At 68.0% G+C, this 24,970-nt stretch carries 20 protein-coding genes; 10 read left to right on the top strand and 10 right to left on the bottom strand.

What is annotated here, in order from left to right; all coding sequences use genetic code 11:
- Positions 1 to 326: 326 nt before the first annotated feature.
- Positions 327 to 1,847, bottom strand: a complete 1,521-nt coding sequence (locus M1L61_RS13110) for a thioredoxin family protein (protein WP_248853608.1) — start codon at positions 1,845 to 1,847, stop codon at positions 327 to 329.
- A gap of 119 nt (positions 1,848 to 1,966) precedes the next feature.
- Positions 1,967 to 2,416, bottom strand: coding sequence for a GNAT family N-acetyltransferase (locus tag M1L61_RS13105; protein WP_248853607.1), 450 nt, complete (start codon positions 2,414 to 2,416; stop codon positions 1,967 to 1,969).
- A 66-nt stretch (positions 2,417 to 2,482) separates the two neighbouring features.
- Between M1L61_RS13105 and M1L61_RS13100 the strand changes: the two genes are divergently transcribed.
- From M1L61_RS13100 to M1L61_RS13060, 9 genes are all read left to right on the top strand, one after another.
- Entirely contained in the window at positions 2,483 to 3,418 is a 936-nt protein-coding gene (locus tag M1L61_RS13100) for a TIGR03571 family LLM class oxidoreductase (RefSeq protein ID WP_248853606.1), read from the top strand.
- 125 nt (positions 3,419 to 3,543) lie between these two features.
- On the top strand, positions 3,544 to 3,855 hold the full coding sequence (locus M1L61_RS13095; RefSeq protein WP_057503679.1) for a DUF3817 domain-containing protein: 312 nt from the start codon (positions 3,544 to 3,546) through the stop codon (positions 3,853 to 3,855).
- Positions 3,856 to 4,009: 154 nt separating this feature from the next.
- A complete protein-coding gene (locus M1L61_RS13090) occupies positions 4,010 to 5,206 on the top strand; it encodes an MFS transporter (RefSeq protein WP_159360264.1) in 1,197 nt (398 codons plus the stop codon).
- Positions 5,203 to 6,396 carry an isochorismate synthase gene (locus M1L61_RS13085; protein ID WP_197601835.1) on the top strand — a complete coding sequence of 398 codons (1,194 nt, stop codon included), beginning with the start codon at positions 5,203 to 5,205 and terminating at the stop codon, positions 6,394 to 6,396. The genes M1L61_RS13090 and M1L61_RS13085 overlap by 4 nt, the downstream gene beginning before the upstream one ends.
- On the top strand, positions 6,393 to 8,045 hold the full coding sequence (locus M1L61_RS13080; protein ID WP_143994015.1) for an AMP-binding protein: 1,653 nt from the start codon (positions 6,393 to 6,395) through the stop codon (positions 8,043 to 8,045). The genes M1L61_RS13085 and M1L61_RS13080 overlap by 4 nt, the downstream gene beginning before the upstream one ends.
- Positions 8,045 to 8,677: an isochorismatase family protein gene (locus tag M1L61_RS13075; RefSeq protein ID WP_019337843.1), complete on the top strand. Its 633-nt coding sequence runs from the start codon at positions 8,045 to 8,047 to the stop codon at positions 8,675 to 8,677. Before M1L61_RS13080 ends, M1L61_RS13075 begins: the two co-directional genes overlap by 1 nt.
- On the top strand, positions 8,677 to 8,934 hold the full coding sequence (locus M1L61_RS13070) for a phosphopantetheine-binding protein (protein ID WP_046986169.1): 258 nt from the start codon (positions 8,677 to 8,679) through the stop codon (positions 8,932 to 8,934). Before M1L61_RS13075 ends, M1L61_RS13070 begins: the two co-directional genes overlap by 1 nt.
- Entirely contained in the window at positions 8,931 to 12,821 is a 3,891-nt protein-coding gene (locus tag M1L61_RS13065) for an enterobactin synthase subunit F (protein WP_248853605.1), read from the top strand. The genes M1L61_RS13070 and M1L61_RS13065 overlap by 4 nt, the downstream gene beginning before the upstream one ends.
- Entirely contained in the window at positions 12,812 to 13,570 is a 759-nt protein-coding gene (locus tag M1L61_RS13060; protein ID WP_010485235.1) for a 2,3-dihydro-2,3-dihydroxybenzoate dehydrogenase, read from the top strand. Before M1L61_RS13065 ends, M1L61_RS13060 begins: the two co-directional genes overlap by 10 nt.
- A gap of 138 nt (positions 13,571 to 13,708) precedes the next feature.
- On the opposite strand, the gene M1L61_RS13055 is transcribed toward M1L61_RS13060, so the two are convergent.
- The 6 genes from M1L61_RS13055 to M1L61_RS13030 all read right to left on the bottom strand — a co-directional run bounded on the left by M1L61_RS13055 (position 13,709) and on the right by M1L61_RS13030 (position 21,722).
- A complete protein-coding gene (locus M1L61_RS13055) occupies positions 13,709 to 15,166 on the bottom strand; it encodes an esterase-like activity of phytase family protein (protein WP_248853604.1) in 1,458 nt (485 codons plus the stop codon).
- Between the two features lie 21 nt (positions 15,167 to 15,187).
- Complete coding sequence (locus M1L61_RS13050) at positions 15,188 to 17,506, bottom strand: TonB-dependent receptor (RefSeq protein ID WP_248853603.1); 2,319 nt, start codon at positions 17,504 to 17,506, stop codon at positions 15,188 to 15,190.
- 285 nt (positions 17,507 to 17,791) lie between these two features.
- Positions 17,792 to 18,169 (bottom strand): DUF2894 domain-containing protein, encoded by a 378-nt coding sequence (locus M1L61_RS13045; RefSeq protein WP_248853602.1) that lies wholly within the window; start codon positions 18,167 to 18,169, stop codon positions 17,792 to 17,794.
- Positions 18,159 to 18,797, bottom strand: coding sequence for an OmpA family protein (locus M1L61_RS13040; RefSeq protein ID WP_005409939.1), 639 nt, complete (start codon positions 18,795 to 18,797; stop codon positions 18,159 to 18,161). The genes M1L61_RS13045 and M1L61_RS13040 overlap by 11 nt, the downstream gene beginning before the upstream one ends.
- Positions 18,794 to 21,058 (bottom strand): DUF802 domain-containing protein, encoded by a 2,265-nt coding sequence (locus M1L61_RS13035; protein ID WP_248853601.1) that lies wholly within the window; start codon positions 21,056 to 21,058, stop codon positions 18,794 to 18,796. The genes M1L61_RS13040 and M1L61_RS13035 overlap by 4 nt, the downstream gene beginning before the upstream one ends.
- A 10-nt stretch (positions 21,059 to 21,068) precedes the next feature.
- Complete coding sequence (locus M1L61_RS13030) at positions 21,069 to 21,722, bottom strand: DUF3348 family protein (RefSeq protein WP_019337835.1); 654 nt, start codon at positions 21,720 to 21,722, stop codon at positions 21,069 to 21,071.
- A gap of 146 nt (positions 21,723 to 21,868) precedes the next feature.
- Here M1L61_RS13030 and M1L61_RS13025 point away from each other — a divergent pair, with 146 nt between their 5' ends.
- Entirely contained in the window at positions 21,869 to 22,789 is a 921-nt protein-coding gene (locus M1L61_RS13025) for a M14 family metallocarboxypeptidase (RefSeq protein ID WP_248853600.1), read from the top strand.
- Here M1L61_RS13025 and M1L61_RS13020 read toward each other — a convergent pair.
- Positions 22,693 to 24,504 carry a phosphoethanolamine--lipid A transferase gene (locus M1L61_RS13020; protein WP_248853599.1) on the bottom strand — a complete coding sequence of 604 codons (1,812 nt, stop codon included), beginning with the start codon at positions 24,502 to 24,504 and terminating at the stop codon, positions 22,693 to 22,695. The two genes, M1L61_RS13025 and M1L61_RS13020, sit on opposite strands and share 97 nt — an antisense overlap.
- Positions 24,505 to 24,577: 73 nt before the next feature.
- A complete protein-coding gene (locus M1L61_RS13015; protein WP_010485254.1) occupies positions 24,578 to 24,964 on the bottom strand; it encodes a diacylglycerol kinase in 387 nt (128 codons plus the stop codon).
- Positions 24,965 to 24,970: the final 6 nt, after the last annotated feature.

Genomic DNA, 24,970 nt, shown 5'->3' with positions numbered 1-24,970 from the left:
AACGGAGTCAAAGGCAAGAGGAAGAGCGGCTTCAGTAGTGCCAGCCCATGGCTGGCAGCATTCATGCAATGCGAGCTGCCAGCCATGGGCTGGCACTACTGAACCCGCTTTTCGAACCTCACCGGCGCGCTGATGTGCTGCCCGCGCTCGCAGGAAACTGTCCGGTGGCGGGGGGAGGGGCTGGCTGGGACCGTTGGCGCCATGGATGGCGCCATCGAGCCCCCAGGGATGGGTTTACGGCGTGTCCCGGACAGCCCCTCCCCCCGCCACAACCGATATCAACAAAAGCGCCGGCATGCGAACCAGCCGCCAGCGTTTTCATCAACTCAACTCAACCAATCCTTGCACGCGCCATCTACCTGATCGCCGCACGCCTGCTGCATCCTCTGCTGCAGCCGCGCCAGCGTCTCCGCGCCCTGGTGCTTGCCGCTCCACGTCTTCAACTGTCCTGCCAGGCGTTCGAAACGCTGGCGGGTACGCTGGTGGTAACCGGAAGGCTGCGCTTCCAGTTCGGCGATCAGCGAGGCGGTGGCCTGCTCGATGCGTGGTGCGTCGTCCGGCGCCAGCTTCAGCAGGCCCTCCACGTACAGCACGCCCCACTGCACGCGGGTGGCCGGGCCCTGCGCACCGTCGTAGGCACGCTTCAACCACTCCAGCGCACCGGCGGTGTCGCCGCGCTGCTCGGCCAGTTCGGCCAGCTCGGGCATGTAGTAGTACGGCTGTTCGCTGCGCTTCAGTTCCGCCAGCAACAGCGACTCGGCGCCTGCGTCGTCACCGACCTGGCGTAGTGCGTAGACCGCGCTGCTGATCGTGGCCTGGCGCGCATGCGCATCGGTGGCGGCAGCGTCGGCAGCAGCCACGCGCTGCTTGACCCGATCAACCAGGGCCGCGGGCAATGCGCCCTTCGGCTGCTGCTGGCGGGCCAGCGACACTTCGGTCAACGCACGCGACAATGCGTCGTCGGCGCGGTCGCCGCGCTCGGCGTCTGCCCGCTCCAATGCCACCAGCAGCTGCTGTCCCAGCGTGTTGCTGGTGGCCGGCCCGGCACTGGCCTGCTTGACCAGCTGTACGCCTGCATAGCCCAGCAACTCACGGTTGCGGCGGACTTCGGCGGGCTGCGCCAGCACGGCCTGCAGCAGCTCGCGTACTTCGGTGGGCGAGGCATCGGGCTTTTCGGCCGTTGCCAAGGCCAGCAGGGCGAAGCGGCGCTGCAGGGCAGCGTCGGGTGCGGCCTTGGACAACTGGCGCAGCACATCCTCGCTGCTGCGCTCGCCGGCCAGGCGGTTGGCGTCCACTTCCCAGCCGTAGTCACCCAGCACCTGCCAGTCTTCTGCGGCCAGTCGGTCCGGCGTTGCCAACGCGGTGGCCAAGGTGGCGGCAACAGCACTGCGGCGGCCCGCGGCGACGGTCAGTGCCCGGGTCAGTTCGGTGGCATCATTGCCGCCGGCCACGCGGGTGATTTCGTTGCGCTGTGGGTCCAGCACGATCAGGGTCGGGTAGCCGCGCACACCGAAGCGCTCGCCCCAGGCCTGCGCACCTTCCTCGTCGCCATCCAGGTAGACGGGAACGAATTTGCTGGTCAGCGCGATGAAGGCCGGGTCCTTGAACAGGCCCGCCTTGAGCTGGTTGCACGGCGGGCACCAGACGGCGCCCCAGTACAGCAGCACCGGCTTGCCGCTGTCGGCGGCCTCGGCGAAGGCATCATCGACGTCGCCCTGGCGCCAGGCGATTCCCTTGGCCGGCGCGGGCGCCTCGGCGGAGTTGGCGGTGGAAACCGGGGCCGGGGTGCAGGCGCTCAGCGCCGAAGCCAGCAGCAACACGGAAAGCGCGACGCGCATCGGCAGCATCTCGAAGGGCAGGGTGACAGGGCATTGTAGGAACGGCCGGGGAGCCTGCTGATTCAGTTTGCTTATGACGGGCGTGCGGCAGGGCATGACGCCCGCCGGGCATTGGCCGGCGGATGCCTTCAGGCCGCTGCCCGCACCATCTGCTGATACACCAGCCCATTGAACTCGCCGACGTCACCGTCCAGCGTGAAGCCGTAGCGCAGGTAGGTTGGTACTGCATTGAGTGAGGCGCGCACGGTCAGGACCGGCTCGCGCACCTTCGGCAGCACGGCTACGAACAAAGCATGGCCGATGCCCTGGCCCTGGCAGGCGGGATCGACGAACAGCATCGCCAGGTGCCGGCCTTCCTTCAGTTCGATCACGCCGACGACGCGGCCGTCCTGCTCGGCCACCAGGATGTGGTTGTCGCCCTGCAGGCGCGTACCGAATGCTTCGGCCGCGGCGATATTGCCGAAGGTGGCGATGCCGGCGGCGCTGAGCGAAGGTGCGACCGCCGCAGTGAATGCAGCCAGGCACACCGCGCTGATCGCGGGCAGGTCATCGACGTGGGCAGGGCGGATCCTCGGCATGCAGTGTTCTTCCAGTGGTGGGCGGCGCGTCATCGTTGCCGCAGGCCTGCACGCTAAGCTGGCGGCATGAGTGATTTCAATCCCGCGTACGCTGCCTTGTTTCGGCAGCAGGGTCTGAGCCTGGGCCTGATGACGCCCGTGGCGTCGCATGGATTGGCCGATCCACGTGAGGCGCGACGTATCGCGCGACTGGCCGATGACCTGGGCTTTGCCGCGTTGTGGACGCGCGATGTGCCGTTGATGGTCCCGCAGGGGCCAGATGCGACAGCCAGCGCGCTGGACGATCCGTTCCTGTGGCTGGGCATGCTGGCTGCGGCGACCGAGCGGATCGTGGTTGGCAGCGCGGCCATCGTGCTGCCGTTGCGCCAGCCGCTGCAGGTGGCGAAGTCGGCCTTGAGCCTGGACCGGATCAGTGGCGGCCGCTTCGTGCTGGGCCTGGGTTCGGGCGACCGCCCGGAAGAGTTCGCCGCATTCGGCGAGGATCTGGAGGGCAGGGCGGCGACGTTCCGTGAGCGCTGGACATTGTTGCGCGCGGCGCTGTCACCGGAGGCCGATGAGCGGGCCGCCGTGCGGCAGGCGACCGGTGGCTTCGACGTGCTGCCGGCCCCGGCCACGCGCATTCCGATGCTGGTGGTGGGCACTGCGCGGCAGAGCCTGCAGTGGATCGCGCGCGAGGCCGAAGGCTGGGCTACCTATCACCGCGAGGAAGCCGCACAGGAAGGGCGCATCGGCCTGTGGCAACAGGCGCAGGCGCAAGGCGCTGGGCCAGGCAAGCCGTTCGTGCAGTCGATGCTGCTGGATCTGCAGGCCGATCCGCAGGCGCCACCCGAGCCACTGCCGCTGGGGCTGAAGGTTGGCCGCGATGGCTTGCGCGACTACCTGCTGCGCGTACATGTGCAGGGCGTGGCGCATGTGATGTTCAACCTGGTCGACAACGGGCGACCGATGGACGCGGTGCTGCGCGAAATTGGAGAGCAGGTGCTGCCACATATGCTCCGGTAGGTGTCCACCTTGGTGCACACGTTCCAGCAGTCGAGCACGGCTCGGCTCTACATGGGGCGTGCATCTGCGTATCATTCGCATTTGATACCCCGATGCCGGAGCCCCGCGTGACCCAACGTTCCCCCATGCACTCGACCGGACGCCTGTTCGCCGCGGTCGCTTTCATCGAGGCCGTGACCTGGGCCGGCCTGCTCATCGGCATGTGGATGAAGTACGGCCCCATGACCAACGTGGCGCTGGTGAAGCTGTTCGGGCCCCTGCACGGCGTGGCCTTCCTGGTGTACGTGGCGGTCACGCTGTTTGCGGCGGTGCGCCTGCGCTGGCCGTGGTGGGCCAGTGCCCTGGCCCTGCTGGCGGCCATCCCGCCGTTGGTGACGCTGCCGCTGGAGTGGTGGTTCAAGCGCCGTGGCTTGCTGGGCCTGCGTGCAATGCGCTGAACCCACTGTTGCATGCCCATTCAAGAGAATGGGTATCAAATGCAAATACGAGCCGTTATCATTTAAGCGTGGCATCCGGTCCTGAGTGGGGCGGGTGCCGGGCGGGGCGTGCAGACGCGCCCGGCCAATCCTTTCCTGTTACGGCTGGTGTTTCATGCACGCACGTCCCGTCGTTCCCGGCTTGCCGGCGCTGGTGTTGGCTGCCCTGATCGGCACCATGGCGATGATGTCCTTCGTCGCTGTGATCGGCCCGGTGGTCCGCATGCTCGGCCTGTCCGAGTGGCATGCCGGCCTGTCGGTCACCGCCGCAGGCGTGCTGTGGATGCTGGCCGCGCGCCCCTGGGGCCAGCTCAGCGACCGCATCGGCCGCAAACGCGTGCTGATGCTGGCGATGAGCGCCTACACCGTCGTCTATATCGCGCTGGCGGTGTTCATCGATGTCGCCCTGCAGGCAGCGCCGCCGGTGCTGGTGTCAGTGCTGGTGCTGGTCGGTGCGCGTGGCCTGATCGGCCTGTTCTACGCGGCTGTGCCTCCTACCGCAGCCGCGCTGATCGCCGACAAGGCACCCACCGGACAGCGTGCAAAATTCCTCGCCCGCCTGGGCAGTGCCAACGCGCTGGGCATGGTGCTCGGCCCGGCCGCCGCGGGCTGGCTGGCCTATACGAATCTGTCGCTGGCGCTGTACGTGGCCGCGCTGCTGCCGTTGCTGGCACTGGCATTGCTGGCCTGGCGGCTGCCGGCTACACCGCCCGTGGTGGGCGCGTCCGCACAGCGCCGCACGCCGATGAGCCGCCTCGACGCGCGCCTGTGCCTGCCGCAGCTGGCAGCGTTCATCGCCATGGTCTCGGTGACTATCGCGCAGGTCACGGTCGGCTTCTTCGCAATTGATCGCCTGGGTCTGGATGCGGCGACCGGCGCGCGCATGGCCGGCATTGCACTCACCGCCGTTGGCGTCGGCCTGATCCTGGCGCAGGCGCTGGTGATGAAGCTGGAGGTGCATCCACGTCGCTGGATCGTCCTCGGCGCTCTCATTTCCGGCATCGGCTTCACTTCGGTGGCGGGCGTGCAGCAGGCCTGGCAATTGCCTGCGGCGTATGCGCTGGCTGCGTTCGGCATGGGCTTCGTATTCCCCTCGTTCCAGGCGCTGGCCGCCGATGCGGTAGAGGCGCACGAGCAGGGCGCCGCCGCAGGCACCGTGGCGGCCGCGCAAGGGCTGGGCATGGTGGCCGGGCCGATGCTCGGCACGCTGTTGTATCGCGGCGGGCCAAGCCTGCCTTACCTGCTGGTGGGCGCGCTGCTGCTGTTGCTGTGCGCGCTGGCCGCAGCGCATCGGATGAAGGAGACCCCATGAACGATTCCCTGATGCAGGGCGCGTGGCCGGAGGCTGCGCCAGCACCACAGGAGAGCACCGACGACGCGTCGCTGTTCCTGCTGCAGCATGCCGGCCAGCACGTGCACGCCCGCGGTTGCCGCGCCACGTTGCCAGCCGGTGCACTGGCGACGTTGGCAGAACGCGTTTCGGAGTTCTTTGCCCAGCAGCGTGGCGGCCCGGGCCTGCTGGTTGGCGCGGTGCCGTTCGAGCCGCGTGCCGACGATGCGCTGTACCAGCCCGAGCGCCTGCTGCCGGCGCTGGCACTGCAGCCGCAGGCCGCACCGCCGCTGGACGGCGCCCTGCGGGCCGAACCTGTGCCGCAGGACTATGCCGCTGCAGTCGCTGCGGCAGTGCAGGCCTTGCGTGCGCCCGAGCAGAACCTGCATAAGGTGGTGCTGGCGCGCAGCCTGCTGGCACGCACCCGCCAGGCGCTTTCTCCGGACGTGCTGCTGGCACGCCTGGGCGCGGATCCGTCGGTGGCGACCTACGCGGTGCCGCTTCCGGTGGAGCTGGGCCAGGCACCGGCATGGCTGGTCGGTGCGACGCCGGAGCTGCTGCTGCGCAAGCGCGGCGCCGAACTGTTGTCGCATCCGTTGGCGGGTTCCGCGCGGCGCAGTGCCGATGCCGCCGAGGACGAGCGTGCGGCGCAGGCGCTGCTGGCCTCGACCAAGGACCACGACGAGCACCGCCACGTGGTCGAAGCCATCGTCGAAGGCCTGGCACCGTACTGCAGCCACATCGATGCACAGCCGCGCCCGGTGCTGCATGCCACCGCCAGCATGTGGCACCTCGGCACCCGCATCCACGCCACCCTGAAGTTTCCGCAGACATCGGCGGCCGAGCTGTTGGCACAGCTGCATCCCACGCCGGCGGTCTGCGGTACGCCGCGGTTGGCGGCGCTGCAGCGCATCCGCGAGCTGGAACCTGTACCGCGTGGCTTCTATGCCGGCGCCGTGGGTTGGTTGGACGCGCAGGGTGACGGCGACTGGTACGTGGCGATCCGCTGCGCGCGCCTGCAGGGCACGCAACTGCGCCTGTATGCCGGTGCCGGCATCGTCGCCGAGTCGCACCCCGAGGCCGAGGTGGCTGAAACCGCAGCGAAGTTTGCTGCCCTGTTGAACGCGCTGGGTGTCCATGAATCCGCGCCCGCCATCGAGCCTGCCGCATGAATGCTTCCGTTGAATCCTCCCGCCTGCCACTGCAGCAGGTGTGGCCCGACGCGCTGGTGGCGCGCTATCGCGAGGCCGGTCACTGGCGTGGCGAGACCTTCCCGGCGTTCCTGCGCGACCGTGCAGAACGCTATGCCGATGACATCGCGGTGGTCGCCGGCGACGTCCGCCTGAGCTATGCACAGCTGTGGCACGAGGCCGGGCGGATCGGCGCCGGCCTGTTGGCGCTGGGCCTGCAGCCAGGGGGGCGGGTGCTGGTGCAGCTGGGCAACACGGCAGGCTTCATCACCACGGTCTGTGGCCTGTTCCGTGCCGGGCTGGTGCCGGTGTACGCGTTGCCGGCGCACCGCATCACCGAGCTGGTGCACTTCGCCAGCAAGGCCGAAGCCAGTGCCTACATCACCACGGCACTGCACGACGGCTTCGATCACCGCGGGCTGGCGCGGGCGCTGCAGGCCGAGGTCCCGGCGGTTCGCCATGTGGTGATCGACGGCGATGCGGCGGAGTTCGTCGCGCTGGAGGCGCTGCAGGGCGATCGCAGCCAGCTGCCGGTCGATCCGGACCCGCAATCGGTAGCGTTCCTGCAGATTTCCGGAGGCAGCACCGGGCTGTCCAAGCTGATTCCGCGTACCCACGACGACTACATCTACTCGTTCCGCGCCAGCAATGACCTCTGCGGCATAGACCGCGACAGCGTCTACCTGGTCGCGCTGCCGGCTGCGCACAACTTCCCGATGAGCTCGCCCGGCTTCTTCGGCGCGCTGTACGCCGGTGCCCGCGTCGTGCTCAGCCCCGGCCCCGGACCGGATGTGGCCTTCCCGCTGATCGCCCGCGAACAGGTGACCTGCTGCGGGCTGGTGCCGCCGCTGGCGCTGCTGTGGGCGCAGGCGGCCGCCACCAGCAGGCATGACCTGTCCAGCCTGCAGGTACTGCAGGTGGGCGGCGCCAAGCTGGTGCCGGAAGCCGCGCGGCGGGTGATCGACGGCCTCGGCTGTACCTTGCAGCAGGTATTCGGCATGGCCGAAGGGCTGGTGAACTACACCCGCCTGGATGATCCGGAAGAACTGATCGTGGCCTGCCAGGGGCGACCGATCAGTCCGGATGATGAAGTGCGCGTGGTCGATGACCATGACCAGCCGGTGGCCGAGGGCGAGGTGGGGCATCTACTCACCCGTGGCCCGTACACCATCCGTGGCTACCACAACGATGCGGTGGCCAATGCGCGCTCGTTTACCGACGACGGCTTCTATCGCACCGGCGACCGCGTACAGCAGCTGCCCGGAGGCTACCTGGTGGTGCAGGGCCGTGCGGGTGACCACATCAACCGCGCTGGCGAGAAGATCTCCGCTGAGGAGATCGAGGACCACCTGCTGGCGCACCCGGGTGTGTTCGACGCCGCCGTGGTCTCCATTCCCGATGAGTATCTGGGCGAGCGCAGCTGTGCGTTCGTGATCGCGCAGGGCGAGCCGTTCAAGGCCCCGGCACTGAAGGCCTGGATGCGCGGGCGCGGCTTGGCGGCGTTCAAGGTGCCCGACCAGGTCGTGTTCGTCGACAGTTTCGATACCACTGCGGTCGGCAAGATCAGCCGCCGCGAACTGCGCGCGCAATTGCGTGCGCGTCATCTGCAACAGACAGGAGGAACGCGCTGATGGCGCTGCCCCGTATCACCGATTATCCCTTGCCGACTGCCGCCGAACTGCCGCAGGCGCGTGGCCCGTGGCGCCCGCAGCGCGCTCGTGTCGCGCTGTTGGTGCACGACATGCAGCGTTACTTCCTGGCCGCCTTCGACGCCGGTAATGCACCGCTACGGCCGGCCGTGGACAACATCGCACGGCTGCTGGCGCACTGCCGCGCGCACGGCATTCCGGTGTTCTACACCGCCCAGCATGGTGACCAGGATCGCCGTGACCGTGGCCTGCAGGCCGATCTGTGGGGGCCGGGCATGCGCCGCAGCGCCGACCACGAGCCGATCATCGAGGCGCTGGCACCGCAGCCAGGCGAGCACGTGCTGGTGAAGCACCGCTACAGCGCCTTCCAGCGCAGCAACCTGGAGACGCTGATGCGGGTACGTGGGCGCGACCAGCTGCTGGTGACCGGCGTGTACGCCCATATCGGCTGCACCGCGACCGTGGTCGAGGCCTTCCAGCGTGACATCGAGGCTTTCATCGCCGCTGACGCGGTGGCGGACTTCTCGCGCGCCGATCACGATCAGGCGCTGCACTGGATCGCACGCACCAGCGGGGTGCCGATGACCACCGACCAGCTGCTGGAGGTGCTGTGATGGCTGCCACGGGTGAGGTGCTGGATCTGGAGCGGATGCGTGCCGATGTGGCGCGCGTGCTGGAGTGCACACCTGCCGAGATCGGTGACGACGACAACCTGATCGACCTGGACCTGGATTCGATGCGCATGCTCGGCCTGGTCCTGGCCTGGGGCAACACCGGCCTGCCGCTGGAGTTCTCGCAGCTGGCCGAACACACCACGCTGCGCCAGTGGTGGAACGTGGTGCAGACGCTGCAGGCCGCGCAGAACGCATGAACGCCGCCGCGCTGGCCACGCCGGTGGCATTGACCGAGGCCCAGGCGGGACTGTGGTTCGCACAGCGGCTGGCACCGGACAACCCGTCATTCAATACCGCGCACGCGGTGTGGATCGATGGCCCGCTGGACGTGGCCGCGTTCGTCGCAGCGGCAGACCAGGCTGCAGGCGAGGCCCAGGCCTTCGCGCTGCGCTTTGCCGAAGGGGCCGATGGCCAGCCGCTGCAGTGGCATGACCCCGCACACGTGCCGTTGCTTTCGGTGCGTGATGTGTCCACCGAGACGGATCCCGCCGCTGCGGCCCGCAACCTGATGCACGCCGACCGGCTGAGCCCGGTCGATCCCACCCGCGACCGGATCAGTCAGCAGGTGCTGCTTGAGCTGGGCGGGCAGCGCTGGGTCTGGTACCTGCGTGTGCATCATCTGGCCACCGATGGTTACGGCATGGCGCTGTTCACTGATCGCGTGTGCGCGTTGTATGCCGGTCGTACCGGTGAGCCACTGCCGGGGCTGACTGGCGTGCTGGCCGATGATGCCGCCTATCGTGCCGACCCGCGCCGCACGCAGGCCGGGCAGTGGTGGCGCGAGCACATGCAGGGGGCACCGGCGGGCGTCGGCCTGGCCGGTACGCTCGCGGCCAGTGACGACGCGCTGCGCTGGGTGCAGCCGCTCGATGCGGCATTCCGTGAGCAGTTGCTGCCGGCATCGGTACGTTGGTTGCAGCCCTGGCCAGACGTGCTGGCCGCGTTGTCGGCCGAGTACCTGCGGCGGATGAGCGCGGCCGATGAAGTGGTGCTGGGCGTGCCCTACATGGGCCGGCTTGGCAACGCGTCGGCACGGGTACCGGCGATGGTGATGAATGTGTTGCCGCTGCGCGTGGCCGCCGGCGAGGGCAGCGTCGAAACCTTTACCCGCAGCCTGGGCCGGCAGCTCAGCCAAGGGCGCAAGCACGGCCGTTACCGAGGCGAGCAACTGCGCCGGGATCTGGGCCTGGTGGGCGCGCAGCAGCGCCTGCACGGTCCCATGGTAAATGTGCAGCCGTTCTACAAGCCGCTGGCGCTGACGGGCGTGCAGGCGACGCTGGAGGTGCTGTGCACCGGGCCGGTGGATGACCTGACGCTGGGCTTCCGCGGCGATGGCCAGCGTCTGCTGGATCTGGAGATCGAGGCCAATCCCGCGCTGTACAGTCGCGAGGATGTCGAGGCGCACGCGGCGCGGTTGCTGCATTTCGTGTCGGCGGCACTGCAGGCTGACGATATCGCAGCCGTACCTCTGGCGACGCCCGAGGAGGCGCAGCAGGTGCTGCACGGTTTCAATGCCACCGCGCACGCGCTGCCGGAGACGACCCTGGTCGAGCTGCTGCAGCAGGGCATGGATCGGGACCCGCACGTGCCGGCACTGGTGTTCGGCGACACTACGCTGGACTACGCAACGCTGGAAGCGCGCAGCTTCGCACTGGCGGCACAGCTGCGGGCAATGGATGTCGGCCCGGGCAGCGTGGTGGCGGTGGCATTGCCGCGCTCGCTGGAGCTGGTGATCGCTCTGGTCGCGGTGCTACAAGCAGGCGCGGCCTACCTTCCGCTGGACCTGGCCCATCCCGATGAGCGGCTGGCACGTATTTTCGCGTCGGCACAGCCGGTGTGCGTACTGGCTGCGGCGGACGTATCGGCGCGCGTGGCCGGCGTACCGGTGCTCGCGCCGGAGCAGTGGACTGCGCTGAGTTTTGCCGCACCGTGGGCCGATCCGGCACCTGACGATGCGGCCTACGTGATCTATACCTCCGGCTCGACCGGCGAGCCCAAGGGCGTGGTCATCGAACACCGTGCCATCGTCAACCGCCTGCTGTGGATGCGCGAGCACTACGACATCCGCGCCGATGACCGCGTGCTGCAGAAGACCCCGGCCACCTTCGACGTCTCGGTCTGGGAGTTCTTCCTGCCGCTGCTGTGCGGGGCCACGCTGGTGGTCGCCGGGCCGGACGCGCATCGCGATCCCACTGAACTGGCGCGGCTGATCCGCGAGCATGGCATCACCACGGCGCATTTCGTGCCATCGATGTTGGATGCCTTCCTCGCTGCACCGGCCTCCGAAGGGCTGCAGCTGCGACGGGTGTTCACCAGTGGCGAGGCGCTGGATGCTTCGTCCCGCGACCGCTTCCACGCGCGTGTGCACGCCGAGCTGCACAACCTGTATGGCCCGACCGAAGCTGCGGTGGATGTCAGCTACTGGCCGGCGTCGGCGCAGGATCGTTCGCGGCCGGTGCCGATCGGGTTCCCGGTCTGGAACACCCGCCTGTACGTGCTGGACGCCCGGATGCAGCCGGTGCCGGTGGGCGTGCCCGGTGACCTGTACCTGGGTGGCGTCCAGCTGGCGCGTGGCTATCTCGGTCGCGATGATCTGACCACCGAGCGCTTCCTTGCCGATCCCTTCCTGACGGGCGAGCGCATCTACCGCACCGGCGACGTAGCACGCTGGCGCCGCGATGGTGCGGTCGAGTATCTCGGCCGCAGCGACCACCAGGTGAAACTGCGCGGCCTGCGCATCGAACTGGGCGAGATCGAGGCGGCACTGCGCGAACTGCCTGGCGTGGAGCGCGTGGAAGTGCTGCTGCGCCTGGACGCGCCCGGCGATGCCCGGCTGGTGGCCTATGTGCCAACCGCGCTTGCCGATGCCGTAATGCTGCGCAGCCACCTGGCCACGCGCGTGCCGGACTATATGGTGCCCTCGGCGTTTGTCGGCGTGGACCACTGGCCGGTGACCGCCAACGGCAAGCTCGACCGCAACGCGTTGCCGAAACCACCACAGCATGACGTCGCTGGATTGGCACCGCGCACGCCGCTGGAACAGGAGCTGGCGTTGCTGTTCGCACAGGCGCTTGGGCGTGAGGCGCCGGTGGCGGTGGATGCAGATTTCTTCAGTCTCGGTGGTGATTCGCTGTCGGCGGTGCACCTGCTGCTGGCGATCGAGCAGCGCTGGCGCTGCGATCTGGGTCTGGGTGCCTTGTTTGCGCAGCCCACCGTGGCCGCACTGGCGGTTCGTATTGCCGAGCCTCCCGCGCTGGCCGATCATGCACTGGGGCCGGTGATCGCATTGGCCGCAACCGACGCCGCCGGGCCCATGCCGCTGTTCGTGCTGCATCCGGCCGGGGGCATTGCCTGGAACTACCGCACCCTGGCCCGGGCACTGCAGCCGGCACGCCCGGTGTACGGCCTGCAGTCGCCGGCACTGGACGCGCGGCAGCCGCTGCCGAGCAGCATCGAGGCGATGGCCAACGACTACGTACAGCGCGTGGTCGCATTGCAGCCAAAGGGGCCGGTGCACCTGCTGGGCTGGTCGGTGGGGGGCATCCTCGCCCAGGCGATGGCAGTGCGCCTGCATGAAATCGGTCGCGACGTCGGCGAGCTGGTGCTGCTGGACGCGTATCCCAGCGAGTGCTGGCGGGCCGAACCGGAACCCGATCCCATCGCCGCATTGCGGGCATTGCTGGCGATTGCCGGCCACGATCCGGATGCGCATCCGGAACTCGACAGCCGTGAACGCATTCTGGCGTTCCTGCGTCGTGGCGGCAGTGCACTCGGCAGCCTGCCGGATGTGGTGCTCGATGGCTTGGTGCGCGCGGTGACCGGCACCAATCGACTGATCCGCGAACATATTCACCAACCGTTCGACGGCACGCTGGTGCACGTCCGTGCTGGTCGGGATCATCAGGCGCGGCCACAGCTGCAATCGACGTTGTGGCGGACCCACGCGCGCAGGGTGCAGGCGCTGGAACTGCCGTTCCTGCACGTCGAACTGACCGGCCGCGATGCGGTGGCGCAGCTGGCGCCGTGGTTGTCGGCGCGGCTGCGCCACTGGGATGAGCAACAGGAGATCGCAACATGCAGTTGACCGGTTTCGACGGCCGCGTGGCGTTGGTTACGGGTGCATCCGGCGGCATCGGCGAGGCGTTGGTACGGCTGTTGGCCGAGGCCGGCTGCACGGTGGTGGCGACCGATCGCGAGACGCCGCGCGTGGCCGATACCCGGGTGAAGTCGCTCGCACTCGATGTAACCGACAGCGCCGCCGTGGACGCCTTGGTGGATCAGGTCGAGTCCAGCATCGGGCCGATCATGCTGGCCGCCAGCGTGGCCGGCGTACTGCATGTGGGCGGCGTCACCGGGACCACCGACGACGACTGGCGCCGGGTGTTTGCAGTCAATGCCGATGGCGTGTTCCATGTCGGAAGGGCGTTGGCGCGGGTGATGTCACCGCGTCGGCAGGGCGCGATCGTTACCGTCAGCTCGAATGCGGCCGGTGTACCAAGGCACGGCATGGCGGCCTATGCGGCCTCCAAGGCCGCCGCCACGATGTTTACCCGCTGCCTCGGGCTGGAACTGGCGCCGCTGGGCATCCGCTGCAACATCGTGGCCCCGGGTTCAACACTGACCCCGATGCAGACCGGCATGTGGCTGGACGAGCATGGTGCCGAGCGGGTGATCGCCGGCAACCTTGAAACCTACAAGGCCGGCATTCCGCTGCGCAAGCTGGCCACCCCGGAGGACATCGCGCACTCGGTGATGTTCCTGCTCTCCGAACAGGCCGGGCATGTGGCGATGAGCGACCTGTATGTGGACGGCGGCGCCACCCTGCGTGGGTGAGCTTTTGTAGAGCCGAACCCATGCTCGGCTGTTCCTTCAGAGATACGGATGCCTGAAGGAAAAGCAGCCGAGCATGGGCTCGGCCCTACAACAAACAGCGGGTTGATCCGGTAGCGGCGGGCCAAGCCCGGCGACGATTCAAGGCAGGGTCAGGCGGTACACCAGCACGCGGTTGTCGTTGTCGTACGGGCTGTCGCAGGCCTGGCCCTGCATGCGGCAGTGGCGGGCGATGAAGTCGTTGTCGTTGCCGATCAGCAGCAGTACGTCGTTCGGGTGCTGCGGGTCCAGCGCCGGCAGCACGTCCATGGCTTCCCACTTCTCTGACAGCAGTCCGGCATGTGGGCCGCGCTTTGTGTCCAGGTCCAGCCCGGCACGGGCCAACTGCGGGCGGTCCAGCAGGTTCAGCAGTTCGTCGCTGCGTGCTGGCATGATCTCCGGCTTCAGCGCGGTGTCGGTCGGGTCGGCCCGAACCGAGGCCGTGCCGGTTTCATAAGCACTTTCGGCCAGGTTGGTGGCATCGGCCACATCGACCAGCAGCACCGACTTGTAGACGATCGGGTCGTCGCCGTCCTTGCCCAGCCCGTTTCCGTCGCGGGCCAGCAGCAGAAAGCGATGGCCGTCCAGCGCGCGCAGCTCGCTCTGCGCCGCGGTTCGGTCCAGCTTGCCCTTGCCGTCGTGCGCGTAGGCAGGCAAAGCCATCACGTAATGGCCGATCGGCTGCTGTGGCGTTGGCGAGGCCGTCACGTCGTAGACCAGCACGCGGGTGTTGATGCGGCCCGCCGCGTTGCCCTGCGCGCTGTCCTGCAGCGTCGCGCTCTGCAGGGCGACGAACAGGCGGCTGCCGTCGGGTGACAGGCCCATGCCTTCCACGCCCTGGTTGTTGCGTCGGCCGGTCTGCGGTGGCGCCAGCGAACCGAACGCCGGCTTGCCGTCGCGCTGCGGACGGATCGCGGGCGGTGCCACGATCACACCCTGCACCTGGCCCTGCGCATCGAAGTAGTAGACGTTGGCGGTGTACTCGTCGCCGATATAGAAGTGGCCATCTGCGGTGAACTGCAGTGACTCAGCATCCAGCGAGACCTTGCCCGCACAGGCGCCGCTGGCCGGCGAAGGCAGCACCACCTGGCGCTGGGTGACCGTGTGGTCGCCCGGGTCGGCACCGGTGAACGGCTGCCCGTTGAAATCCTTCAGTACCACGCCCTTGTCAGGCGCCATCGTCAGCGTGCCAAGCTCGGGCTTGCCCGGGGAAACGTCGATGCGCAGCTGCATGCGCTCGACGCGGCCGTTGTAGTCGTAGAACAGGCCAGCCCCGGGATCGTTGCGGCCGCGGTCGGGCAGGGTCCACAACACGCCTTCGTAGCCGTTGGCAGTGCGCTTCCAGGTGCCGGGCTGCACCGCCAGCGACGAGAACGATCCCAGCGTGTCGCCCAGGAAGTCCACCGTGCCCGCCGACAGCCGCCCGGCGGCGACCAGGCCTTTGTCCACATAGCTGCGACCGCCCAGCTGCAGGGTACGCGGCGCTGCGCCCGTTGCCTCATGCGGAGTGGAGTATCCGCTGGCGGAGAGAGTGGCCAGCAGCAGGGCGGTCGTGAGCATCGGTGGACTCCGGGCGGTCAATCAGAAGCGAAGGTCGATCGTACCGAACACCTGGCGTGGTGCCGAGGCATGGAACACGTACAGTTTGCCGGCCGGGTCGCTCGGGGCGAACACGCTCGAATCCAGGTTGCTGGCATAGCGCTTGTTGGTCAGGTTGGTCACGTTGAACGACACGCGCATGCCCTTGGCGAAGCCGACCTGGCCGAAGTCATAGCCACCGGCCAGATCGAACACGGTAAAGCCGCCGAAGCCCTGGTCGTTGGTGTAGGTGTAGAAGCGTTCGCCGGTGTACTTGCCGCGCAGGCTGGCGAACCAGCCGTTGTCGCGCCAGGTGATCTCGGTGGCCAGCAGCTGCTTGGGTGTATCGGTCTGGATCTTGCCCTTGATCTGCTGCTCGACGCCGGCCTGCACGTAATTCGACGCATAGGTCGAGCGGTTCAGCGAGGCCGAGGTGTACCAGCTGAAGTGCTCGTTCGGGGTCCACAGCACGGTCAGCTCGGCACCACGGCTGTCGACGCCGCCCACGTTGTAGAAGCGGTTGCCGCAGGTCGGGCCGACCGGCTGCCGCGAGTCGCAGGGGTTGTACTGCAGCAGGCGGTTGTCGAAGCGCACGCTGTAGGCCGCGACCGAGGCCTGCAGGGTATCGGTGACGAAGCGGTAGCCGGCCTCCAGCGAGCGGGATTCTTCCGGCTTCAGGTTGCCCTGCGCGTTCCAGGTGGCCTGGCTGACTGCCTGAGGGCCCAGCTTGAAGCCGCCCTGGAACATGGCGATGTTCTCGGCGTAGCTGGCGAACACTTCGTGATGCTCGGCCAGGCGGAAGTTGGCGCCGATGCTGGGCAGGAAGTTCTTGCTGGCCTTCAGTGAGCCGGTGGCGAACTGGTTGTTGGAGGTCGGCGAGATCGGCGCCTTCGCGTCGCCCGGCAGGGCCTGCGCATCGGAGGTGGCATGCGGGCTCTTGGCGCCGAACTCCAGTGTCAGGCGATCATCGAGCAGGCGCCAGGTGTCCTTCAGGAAGAACTGGTGGGTCTTCCAGCGCGTGCGCTGGGCGAACACGCCGACGTCGGAGGGCAGGGTGTTCATGCCACTCAGGTCGCGCGGGCCGTCCACGGCGGTCTGGTAGCGCTCGGCGCTGCTGGTGTTGCGCTCGTACCAGACGCCGCCCTCGATGCGGTGCGCGCCCAGTTCCCAATCGAACGACAGCGTGCCGCCATCGCGGTCGATGGTATAGATCGTGTTGCGGAAGATGATCGGGATTTCCTGCGCGGTGCCCTTGTTCGACCACGCTCCGCTGTTCCAGTTGTGGCCTTCGCCGCGGTCGTCGTGGTGGTAGGCCAGGGCACGCAGGCTGAAACCATCGGCCAGGAAGAAATCGCCGGCCAGGTAGTACAGGTTGTCATCGCGCAGGATCTGCCCGGCGGTGAACGCACCGTCGGCATCCTTGTCCGGGCCGCTGCTGTCGCACTTCTTCGCGTTGAAGCTGGCGGTATTGCAGTAGGCCTTGGCCACGGCCTTGTTCCAGTCCGGCGCATAGCCGCCCCAGTCCCAGCCCAGCCCGCGCGACATCTCGTCCTTGGAAAGGTAGAAGTAGTCGGCCTGGGTGGTACGTGACGTATCGACGAAACCGGTGATCTGGCCGCGGTCGAAGTTCCACACGCCCTTGGCGTTGAACTGCTTGGTGGTGGATTTGTTGTAGGCGGTCTGGTCGTTCCACAGATCGGAGACCGCGTTCATGCCGGAAACGTAGCCGGAGAAGCCGTTGTACTCGCCGCTGTCCACGCGCACGAAGGTGCGGCGGTTGGCATCGCTGCCGAAGGTCTGCACCACGCGGCCGCCGAGTTCCTGGGCCGGGCGGTCGGAGGTGTACGAGATGGTGCCACCGAGGTTGCTGGTGGACGGCGTGCCGAGGCTGCCGATACCCACGGCCAGTTCGGCGCCGGCCATGTTCTCGCTGATCAGCGCACGGTTGATGCTCAGGCCGTTGTAGTTGTTGTACGCGCCATCGCCCAGCGGCACGCCATCCAGCGTGTAGCCGAGGCGGGTGGAGTTGAAGCCACGCAGGCTGAGGGTCATCGACTGCTCGTTGGTGCCCAGCGCATCGGCCGACTGCGCGTTGACGCCCGGCAGCAGGTTCAGGGTCTTCTGCAGGCTGGTACCCGGCGGTAGGATGTCGAGGTTCTCGCGGGTGATGCGCTGCACCTGGCGCGCTTCACCGCTGCCGATCACCGAAACCGCATCGAGGTCGGTGGCGGACGTGCCATGGGAGGTCGGGGCAGCATCCTGCGCCCAGGCCGCGGGAGCAAGCGCGATCGACAGCGCGGCGGCCAACAAAGTCTTCGTCATGTTGCAGACACTCAGGCAGGCACGAGCCACCGCGCTGGCGCGGAGCTCATGGAATTAAAAAAGGGGAGACAAGCGATGCGACTGCAGGCGCTGCACGCGCCGTGGGTCCACGTGAAAATGGTGCGCTAGACAGATGACTGTCTGGTGACACCGCTACACGCGTGGCATGCCGGAGCATGCATTGATATATGCCAACCTTGGTTGGCATGCGCGGCGTCGTTGGTGGAACGCCAACCAAGGTTGGCGTCTACGGGGGCGCCGAACGAGGTCGGCGTCACTGTGCGATCAACCCGCGTTGCGCGGCTTGCGCGTGCGCTTCGGCTTTGCGGTGTCACCACTGCTCACGGCACCGTCCTGCAGCGCCTGCAGCCAGGACAGGGTGTCCACGTAGTCGATGAAATGGCGCAGGTAACCTGGGCTGGCGGCCTGCAGCGTGTCCAGCATGCGCTGCACCAGCACCGCCGAGTTCAGCGGGCCGCCGTCAGCCGGAGCCTCGGCGCGCAGCGAGCGGCGCACCTGCAGTTCGCTGCGCAGTTCCGACCACTCGCGCTGGACCTGCTGCAGCATCGGCACCCGCGGGTAATGCGGCAGCGAGCGCGACCCCGCATCGAGGTCGCGCACCAGTGCGCGCAGTCCCTCCAGTGCGGGCGGCTTACTTGGCATCCGGGGCCTTGGGCTTGGGAATCGGCGCGATCTCCACGCGACGGTTGCGTGCGCGTCCTTCCTCATTGGCATTGGAACTGACCGGCTGCTCGCTGCCGAACGCGGCGGCGAACACGGCGTCAGCCGGTACGCCATCGGCAATCAGGGTACGGGTCACGGTCAGCGAACGTTGCGCGGACAGCTCCCAGTTGTCGGCGAAGCGGCGGTTGCCTTCGCGCACGGGCGCGTCATCGGTGAAGCCGCTGACCATGAGGATTTCTTCGCGACTGCCCAGATAGGCGGCCAGCGGTGCCGCCAGGCTGCGCAGCAGCTCCTGGCCTTCCGGCTGCAGCTGGTCGGAGTTGAGCGCGAACAACACGCTGCCGCTGATGCCGATGCGGCCGTCAACCAGCGTCACGCGACCGGCAGCCAGCGGGCCAGCCAGTGCCTGTTCGAGCGTCTGCAGGCGCTTGGCTTCGGCCTGGCGCTGCTTCACTTCCTGGTCCAACCGCTGCGACAGCTCCAGCTGCACCGCGACCACACCCACCAGGATCAGCACGAACGCACCCAGCAGCACCGACATCAGGTCGCCGAAGGCGGCCCAGATCGGGGCGTGTGAGCCGCCATCGACCTCCAGCTCGTCGCTCATGCGCTGCCGGCCTTGCCGCGGCGCGTGGCCAGCTGCTGCAGTTCTTCCATCACCTGCTTCTGCGACAGCAGGCTGAGGTCGACCACCTCGCGCGCCTGCGCCACGTAGTAGGCCAGCTGCTCATCGCTGCGGGCCAGCGAGGCATCCAGTGCGCCGCCAATCTGTTCCAGGCGGCCGGAAAGCTCGGTGGAGGCACTGCCGAACTGCGCGACCGCTTCACCAAAGGTGCTGGCCAACAGGCCCACTTCACCGGCGCTGCCGTTGAGCGCTGCGGCGATGCCGTCCAGCTTCCCGGTCTCGGCGGCGATATGGTCGGTGAAGCGGTTGCCGACGCGCTCCAGCAGCTCGGCCGATCCGCCAACCAGCGCGTCCACGGCGGTGCGCTGTTCGTGCGAGGCATGGTTGATCGCATCGAGCAGGGTCTGCACGGTGGCCAGCAGGCGACCGCGTTCTTCCAGCATTGCGTTGTCACGCACCAGGCTTTCAGAGAGCGTGCTGCGCAGTTCGTTGATGACGTCGGCAGCGGCCCTCGGCGCGGCTGCCGCGGTCTGCAGCAGGGTGGAGACTTCGGCCAGCGTTGCGCTGGCCTGTGCACGACCGTTCTCGCCGATCTGCTGTGCGGTCGCCGCCAGCGTGTCGCAGACCTGCTGCTGCTGCGCAGCCAGGCGCTCGCCGTTGGCCCGCAGGCGCTCGGCCAGGTCGGTGGAAACGTGCTGCAAGGCATCGCTCCAGCGCTGCAGGCGCTGTTCGTCGCCGGCCTGCAGCTGCGCATGCAGCGCGGCGTGGGCTTGCTGCAGTTCGGCGCTGACCGCGTCCCAGCGCGCCTGGCGCTGCTGTTCGCGAGTGTCCAGGCAGGCCTGCAGTTCGGCGTGCGCAGCTGCGGCGGCAGCCTGGGCGGCCTGCCACTGCTGCGAGCGCTGCTGTTCGTGGTCCTGCAGCAACGACTGGCTGGCGTCGTGACGCTGCTCCAGTGCCCGCAGCAATGCCTGCGCATGCTCGTCCAGCTGCTGGCCGGCCGCCAGCAGCGCCTGCTGCTGGCGCTCGACCAGCGCGCTGTTCAGTGCCTGCTGCTGCTCGATGGCGGCGCGCCAGGCCTCGGCGTTGCCGTTGGCATCGACCTGCAGGCGCTCGCCGATGCGCGCGACCAGTGCTTCGGCCTGCGTGCCCTGGCCATCGCTGAAGGCCTGCAGGTGCTGGCGCAGATCGTCCACCAGGGCCTGCTGTGCCTGGCTCTGTTCACTCACCACCTTGGCCCAGCTGGCTTCGGTCGCAACGCGGCTGCGCTCGAAACCGTCGCTCAGGCCAGCCAGCTGCTGCTGCACGGCCTGCTCGACGCGGGCGTGCAGTGCTTCGCTGTGACGGGCCAGGCCAGCCAGCGTGGTCTCGGCCATCGGCTGCAGCGCACCGCCGATGGCGGCGGCGCTGGCTTCGGCGCCTTCGCGCAGCGACTGCTGCAGCGAGACCGCCAGACGCTCCTGCAGCGCCTGGCTCTGGGTCAGGAATTCGGCCTGGCCGGCCAGCAGGCGCTCGTTGGCGGCCGTGCTGTGCTGTTCAAAGGTCTGTGTCATCGCCTGTAGGCGGTCGACCAGTGCCGGCAGCGCGGCGGACTGTGCCTGCAGCAGGCGCAGCGACTCGGCGCGCTGCCAGGCCTGCGAGTAGGGATGCAGGTCGCCTGCAATGGCCCGGTCCAGCTGCTGCACGGCCTGCAGCCGATCCCGACGCAGCAGCGCCGCCAGCAGGCCGAGCATGGCCGAGCTGGCCACACCGGCGATCGAGGTACCGAATGCCACCGCCAGGCCCTGCACCGGCGAGGCCAGCGAGCCGCGGATGGCGGCCATGTCGGTCGCGCTCTGCAGGGCCAGTCCGGTGCCACGCAGCGTGTCCATCATGCCCAGCAGGGTACCGAGCATGCCCAGCAGCACCAGCAGGCCGACCAGGTAAGGGGTCAGCACCGGTGCGGGCAGGGCGGTGCGCTCGCCCTCCACGCGCAGGCGCACGGCGTTGCGCAGGCCTACCGGCACGCGCTCCAGCCAGGGGGCGAGGCTTTCCTTCGCGCTGGACAGGTCGTTCAGTGCGGCGCGCAGGCCGTTGCTGGCCTGGCGGTAGCGGTACAGCTCCACGCCACCGGCGATGTAGCAGGCCGCGATGATCGCCGCCACCGCTGCACCCAGCGGATGCACCGAAACGTAGCCAATGCCGATCCAGCACACGGCCAGCAGGCCGACAAGGAAGACAACGACATGGAAAGCAGTTCTGGACATGGTGTTCCGGTCAGTGGGAGCGCAGGGCGTCTTGCAGCCCTTCGATCGGGTGGAAGCGCAGCTGCAGCTCGGCGAGCAGCAGCGTGCGCATGTCATGGCGGAAGGCCGTGCGCCAGCCGGGCTGGCCGTGCACGCGTTCAAATCGGGCGCCGAGCACGGCCGGCGCAGTGGCCAGCAGGCTGTGCTCGCGCGGGGTGAGGGTCTGTTCCATCACCGCATCGACCTCGGCCAGCCGCGCCAGCTCGGGCGAAACCTGCACCAGCTGGTCGCGCAGGCGGCCGCGCAGGCGGCCCGTGGCGGTCTGGATGGCCTGCTGCAGTACCCGGTAGCGCTGGCGCAGCGAGGCGAAGTTGGGTGCGGCGGCAGCTTCGGCCAGGTCCAGCAGGCGCTCGGCCTCGGCATCCTCGCGGATCGAGGCCAGCAGGCTGGCGTGCGCCTGCGCGCAGTCGGCCAGTACATCCTCGACTGCCTCGGCGGCTTCACCGGGCTCGGGCAGGCGTCCGCCGAGCGCCCCGGACAGGGCCACGGCACGGCTCCAGTCCACCCACTGGCCGAGGCGATCGGTCAGGGCGGGACTGGTGGCCGGCATCGCGCCGTCGCTGAGACGGGCGAGCAGGCGGAGGAACTCCGGTCCACCCAGGACCGGCTGCGCTGCGTTCGCCATCAAGGGGTGAGGGGCCAAAAACCATTGATTTTACAACCAGATGACCCCGGCTGGATGAAGGCGGGGCGGGGCGGGGGCGCCCGCAGGCGCGACAAGGCTTAGAATGTCCGGCTGCACCCATCCCGTTCGACCCCTGGAGTTCCCCAATGACCGTTGCGCAGTTCTACCCGATCGGCACCCCCGGACAGCCCTGGGGCGACGCGGAACGCGCACAGTGGCGGGCCCGCCAGCAGCGCCGGCGCAGCTACCACGACGACGTGGTGGCCGCGCTCGAGCGCCTGGACGACAGCTTCGATGTGATCCAGTACGGCCAGCTGGACTATGCGCCGGACCATTACCCGCTGTTCGCCGTGGTCAACCACGACTGGAACCCGGCGCTGCCGACCGCGCTGATCACCGGTGGCGTGCATGGCTACGAGACCAGCGGCGTGCACGGTGCCCTGCAGTTCCTGGAGCAGCAGGCGGAGCGTTACCTGGGCCGGCTGAACCTGATCGTGGCGCCGTGCGTCAGCCCATGGGGCTACGAGCGCATCCAGCGCTGGAACCCGGATGCCATCGACCCGAACCGCAGCTTCCGTGACGGCGGCCAGATCGAGGAAGCCGCCGCGCTGATGCGCTGGGTGGCCGAGCGCAAGCCGAACCTGCTGGTGCACCTGGACCTGCACGAGACCACCGACAGCGACCTGCAGGAGTTCGATCCGGCGCGTTGTGCCCGCGACGGCAAGCCATTCGAGCGCGACACCATTCCGGATGGTTTCTACGTGATCGGCAACAGCGAAGATCCGCAGGCCGAGTTCCAGAAGGCATTGATCACCGCCGTGGCCCCGGTCACCCATATCGCCCCGGCCGATGCCGAAGGCAACCTGGTCGGCCTGCCGCTGCAGTCGCCGGGCGTGGTCTGGGGTGAATCGCGTTCGATCGGCGCCTGCGCCGGCTTCACCGACGCGCGCTTTGCCACCACCACCGAGGTCTACCCGGACAGCCCGCGCACCAACCCGCAGGAATGCAACGACGCCCAGGTGGCGGCGGTGTGTGCGGGCCTGGATTTCGCCCTGGCGGCGCAGTAGCGCGCCACGTTCCGGGCAGCGACCGGCATCAGCCGGCGCCTTTCTTTGGCCGGTGAGGTGGCCACAGCCGGCGAAGCCGACGCGCGGCAACCTGCGAACACATCCAGATCGTGCTGGTACACCCCGCTGTTGACCGCGAACAGGCCCAGCAGCGAGTGGAAGAGGTTGTCGTGGCTGTGCGCCCGGTGCAGGGCATTCTGGTGCAGGCAGGCCAGGTCCAGGCCTGCGTTGCGGCTGAATTCCGGTGAGAACCACATCACCATCGGCACCTGGGTCTGCTCGCGCGGGGCGATGAAGTAGGGCGTGCCGTGCAGGTACATCCCGCGTTCGCCCAGCGACTCGCCATGGTCGGACACATAGATCAGTGCGACATCACGCTGGTCCGCATAGCCCTGCAGCAGGTCGATGGCCTTGCCCAGCAGGTGGTCGGTGTGGACCAGAGTGTTGTCGTAGGTGTTGACCAGCGCCTCGTTGCTGCAATGCTGGATCTGGTTGCTGTCGCAGGTCGGGCTGAAAGCCCGCGACGCTGCGGGATACCGTTCAAAGTAGGTCGGCCCATGACTGCCGAGCTGATGCAGCACGATCAGGGCGTCGCCGTTGATGGCATCGATGCGTGCGCCCAACTGGTGCAGCAGCACGTCGTCGTAGCAGGTGCCGTCGGCGTTGACGCACTGGCCGGCCACCTTCAGCGCAGGCATGTCCTCGGTCGGTACGCGTTCGCACACGCCCTTGCAGCCGCCGTTGTTGTTGTTGCGCCAGAGCACGCGGATGCCGGTGCGCTGCAGCATGTCGAGCACGTTCTCCTCGGTTGCGGCGCGCACGTCGTCGTACTGGCCTCGGGTCATCTGCGAGAACATGCACGGCACGGAGATGGCCGTGGCGGTCCCGCATGAGGAGACATCATTGAAGCTGATGACGCCTTCCTTGCGCGAGAGCCGGGGATTGGTCGCGCGTGGGTAGCCGTTGAGCTGGAAGTTCTGTGATCGCGCGGTCTCGCCGACGACCAGGATCACCAGCTTCGGGCGCGGGCCCGGCGCGCGCCGTGCGTCCATGCCAATCGCGCGCAGCGGTTGCTGGCGGGTGCTGTAGAGGCTCTTCAGGTAACCGTGGGTATGCCGCACCACGTTCAACGGCAGCACCTGGTCGCGGATGTAGCGGTTGTTGCGAAGCAATGACGAATAGTCCTTGTAGAACGCAAAGCCGATCGCCAGCAGCACCATCATGGATACCAGGACGTTGACTGGCCACACCAGGAACGAACGTATCGAGCCCGCCCCGCTGGCGGTGCGCACCAGGGCCAGCCCGGTCGCGGGCAGCCCGCCCAGCGCCAGCAGGGTCAACAGCAGTGGCAGCGACAGATAGGCGTTCAGTTCAGCCTGGTTGGTCTCGAACACGTTCTGCACCATGCTGCGATCGATCAGCACGTTGTAGTGCAGCATGAAGTAGCTGCAGGTGGCGCTGACGACAACGAGCAGCACCAGCAGCGGCCTGCGCAGGAACGGCAGTGCCAGCAGTGGCGTCAGCAGCAGGTTGAACAGGCAGAAAAGCACCACCGGCAAGCTGGCCAGGAACAGCACGCTGCGCAGGCTGTTGAGGTCGATCAGCCCCCACAGCGTCTTCCAGAGGGCGATGTTTCCAATCGTGGTGAAGAACAGTGCGGTGGCCCAGACCAGAACGATCGGATGGGGCCGTGGAAAACGGCGGCGTTGACGCACGAGCAGGTTCCGTGGAGCGGGAGTGCGCGCAGTATCGAAACCGCTTTATCAGGAAGTTGTCAGGTTGGGCGGACTAGCCCAGCAGGATCACGCCCCACACCGCGCCCACCATCAACAGTGCGGTGGTCTGCGCGGCGCTGCCCATGTCCTTGGCGTTCTTGGACAGTGGATGCTGTTCCAGTGAGATGCGATCGACCACTGCTTCGATCGCCGAGTTGAGCAGTTCCACCAGCAGGCTGATGAAGCAGACCGCCAGCACCAGCGCCCGTTCGAGCTTGCTGATGTCCAGCACGAACGCTGCAATGATCAACAGCGCGTGCAGAAGCAGCAGTTGGCGAAAGGCCGCCTCGCCGCGGAAGGTGGCGATGAAACCATCGCGCGAATGGATGAGGGTGTGGAAGATGCGGCTCAGGCCGCTCTTGCCGTGCGGGTACTTGCCGCTGTCCTTGGGGTGCTGCATGCCGTT

Origin of the sequence: Stenotrophomonas sp. NY11291 (genome assembly GCF_023277365.1) — a bacterium.
GTDB lineage: Bacteria > Pseudomonadota > Gammaproteobacteria > Xanthomonadales > Xanthomonadaceae > Stenotrophomonas > Stenotrophomonas geniculata.
The sequence above is the reverse complement of the archived record's forward strand: the minus strand, read 5'-3'. Positions and strand labels throughout refer to the sequence as shown.

What these genes read in the sequence shown, in the direction of transcription:
- M1L61_RS13055 (WP_248853604.1), bottom strand. Translation starts at nt 15,166, where the DNA reads ATGCTCACGACCGCCCTGCTGCTGGCCACTCTCTCCGCCAGCGGATAC.
- M1L61_RS13095 (WP_057503679.1), top strand. Translation starts at nt 3,544, where the DNA reads ATGCACTCGACCGGACGCCTGTTCGCCGCGGTCGCTTTCATCGAGGCC.
- M1L61_RS13030 (WP_019337835.1), bottom strand. Translation starts at nt 21,722, where the DNA reads ATGGCGAACGCAGCGCAGCCGGTCCTGGGTGGACCGGAGTTCCTCCGC.
- M1L61_RS13100 (WP_248853606.1), top strand. Translation starts at nt 2,483, where the DNA reads ATGAGTGATTTCAATCCCGCGTACGCTGCCTTGTTTCGGCAGCAGGGT.
- M1L61_RS13040 (WP_005409939.1), bottom strand. Translation starts at nt 18,797, where the DNA reads ATGAGCGACGAGCTGGAGGTCGATGGCGGCTCACACGCCCCGATCTGG.
- M1L61_RS13050 (WP_248853603.1), bottom strand. Translation starts at nt 17,506, where the DNA reads ATGACGAAGACTTTGTTGGCCGCCGCGCTGTCGATCGCGCTTGCTCCC.
- M1L61_RS13070 (WP_046986169.1), top strand. Translation starts at nt 8,677, where the DNA reads ATGGCTGCCACGGGTGAGGTGCTGGATCTGGAGCGGATGCGTGCCGAT.
- M1L61_RS13065 (WP_248853605.1), top strand. Translation starts at nt 8,931, where the DNA reads ATGAACGCCGCCGCGCTGGCCACGCCGGTGGCATTGACCGAGGCCCAG.
- M1L61_RS13045 (WP_248853602.1), bottom strand. Translation starts at nt 18,169, where the DNA reads ATGCCAAGTAAGCCGCCCGCACTGGAGGGACTGCGCGCACTGGTGCGC.
- M1L61_RS13075 (WP_019337843.1), top strand. Translation starts at nt 8,045, where the DNA reads ATGGCGCTGCCCCGTATCACCGATTATCCCTTGCCGACTGCCGCCGAA.
- M1L61_RS13105 (WP_248853607.1), bottom strand. Translation starts at nt 2,416, where the DNA reads ATGCCGAGGATCCGCCCTGCCCACGTCGATGACCTGCCCGCGATCAGC.
- M1L61_RS13085 (WP_197601835.1), top strand. Translation starts at nt 5,203, where the DNA reads ATGAACGATTCCCTGATGCAGGGCGCGTGGCCGGAGGCTGCGCCAGCA.
- M1L61_RS13025 (WP_248853600.1), top strand. Translation starts at nt 21,869, where the DNA reads ATGACCGTTGCGCAGTTCTACCCGATCGGCACCCCCGGACAGCCCTGG.
- M1L61_RS13060 (WP_010485235.1), top strand. Translation starts at nt 12,812, where the DNA reads ATGCAGTTGACCGGTTTCGACGGCCGCGTGGCGTTGGTTACGGGTGCA.
- M1L61_RS13015 (WP_010485254.1), bottom strand. Translation starts at nt 24,964, where the DNA reads ATGCAGCACCCCAAGGACAGCGGCAAGTACCCGCACGGCAAGAGCGGC.
- M1L61_RS13080 (WP_143994015.1), top strand. Translation starts at nt 6,393, where the DNA reads ATGAATGCTTCCGTTGAATCCTCCCGCCTGCCACTGCAGCAGGTGTGG.
- M1L61_RS13110 (WP_248853608.1), bottom strand. Translation starts at nt 1,847, where the DNA reads ATGCTGCCGATGCGCGTCGCGCTTTCCGTGTTGCTGCTGGCTTCGGCG.
- M1L61_RS13035 (WP_248853601.1), bottom strand. Translation starts at nt 21,058, where the DNA reads ATGTCCAGAACTGCTTTCCATGTCGTTGTCTTCCTTGTCGGCCTGCTG.
- M1L61_RS13090 (WP_159360264.1), top strand. Translation starts at nt 4,010, where the DNA reads ATGCACGCACGTCCCGTCGTTCCCGGCTTGCCGGCGCTGGTGTTGGCT.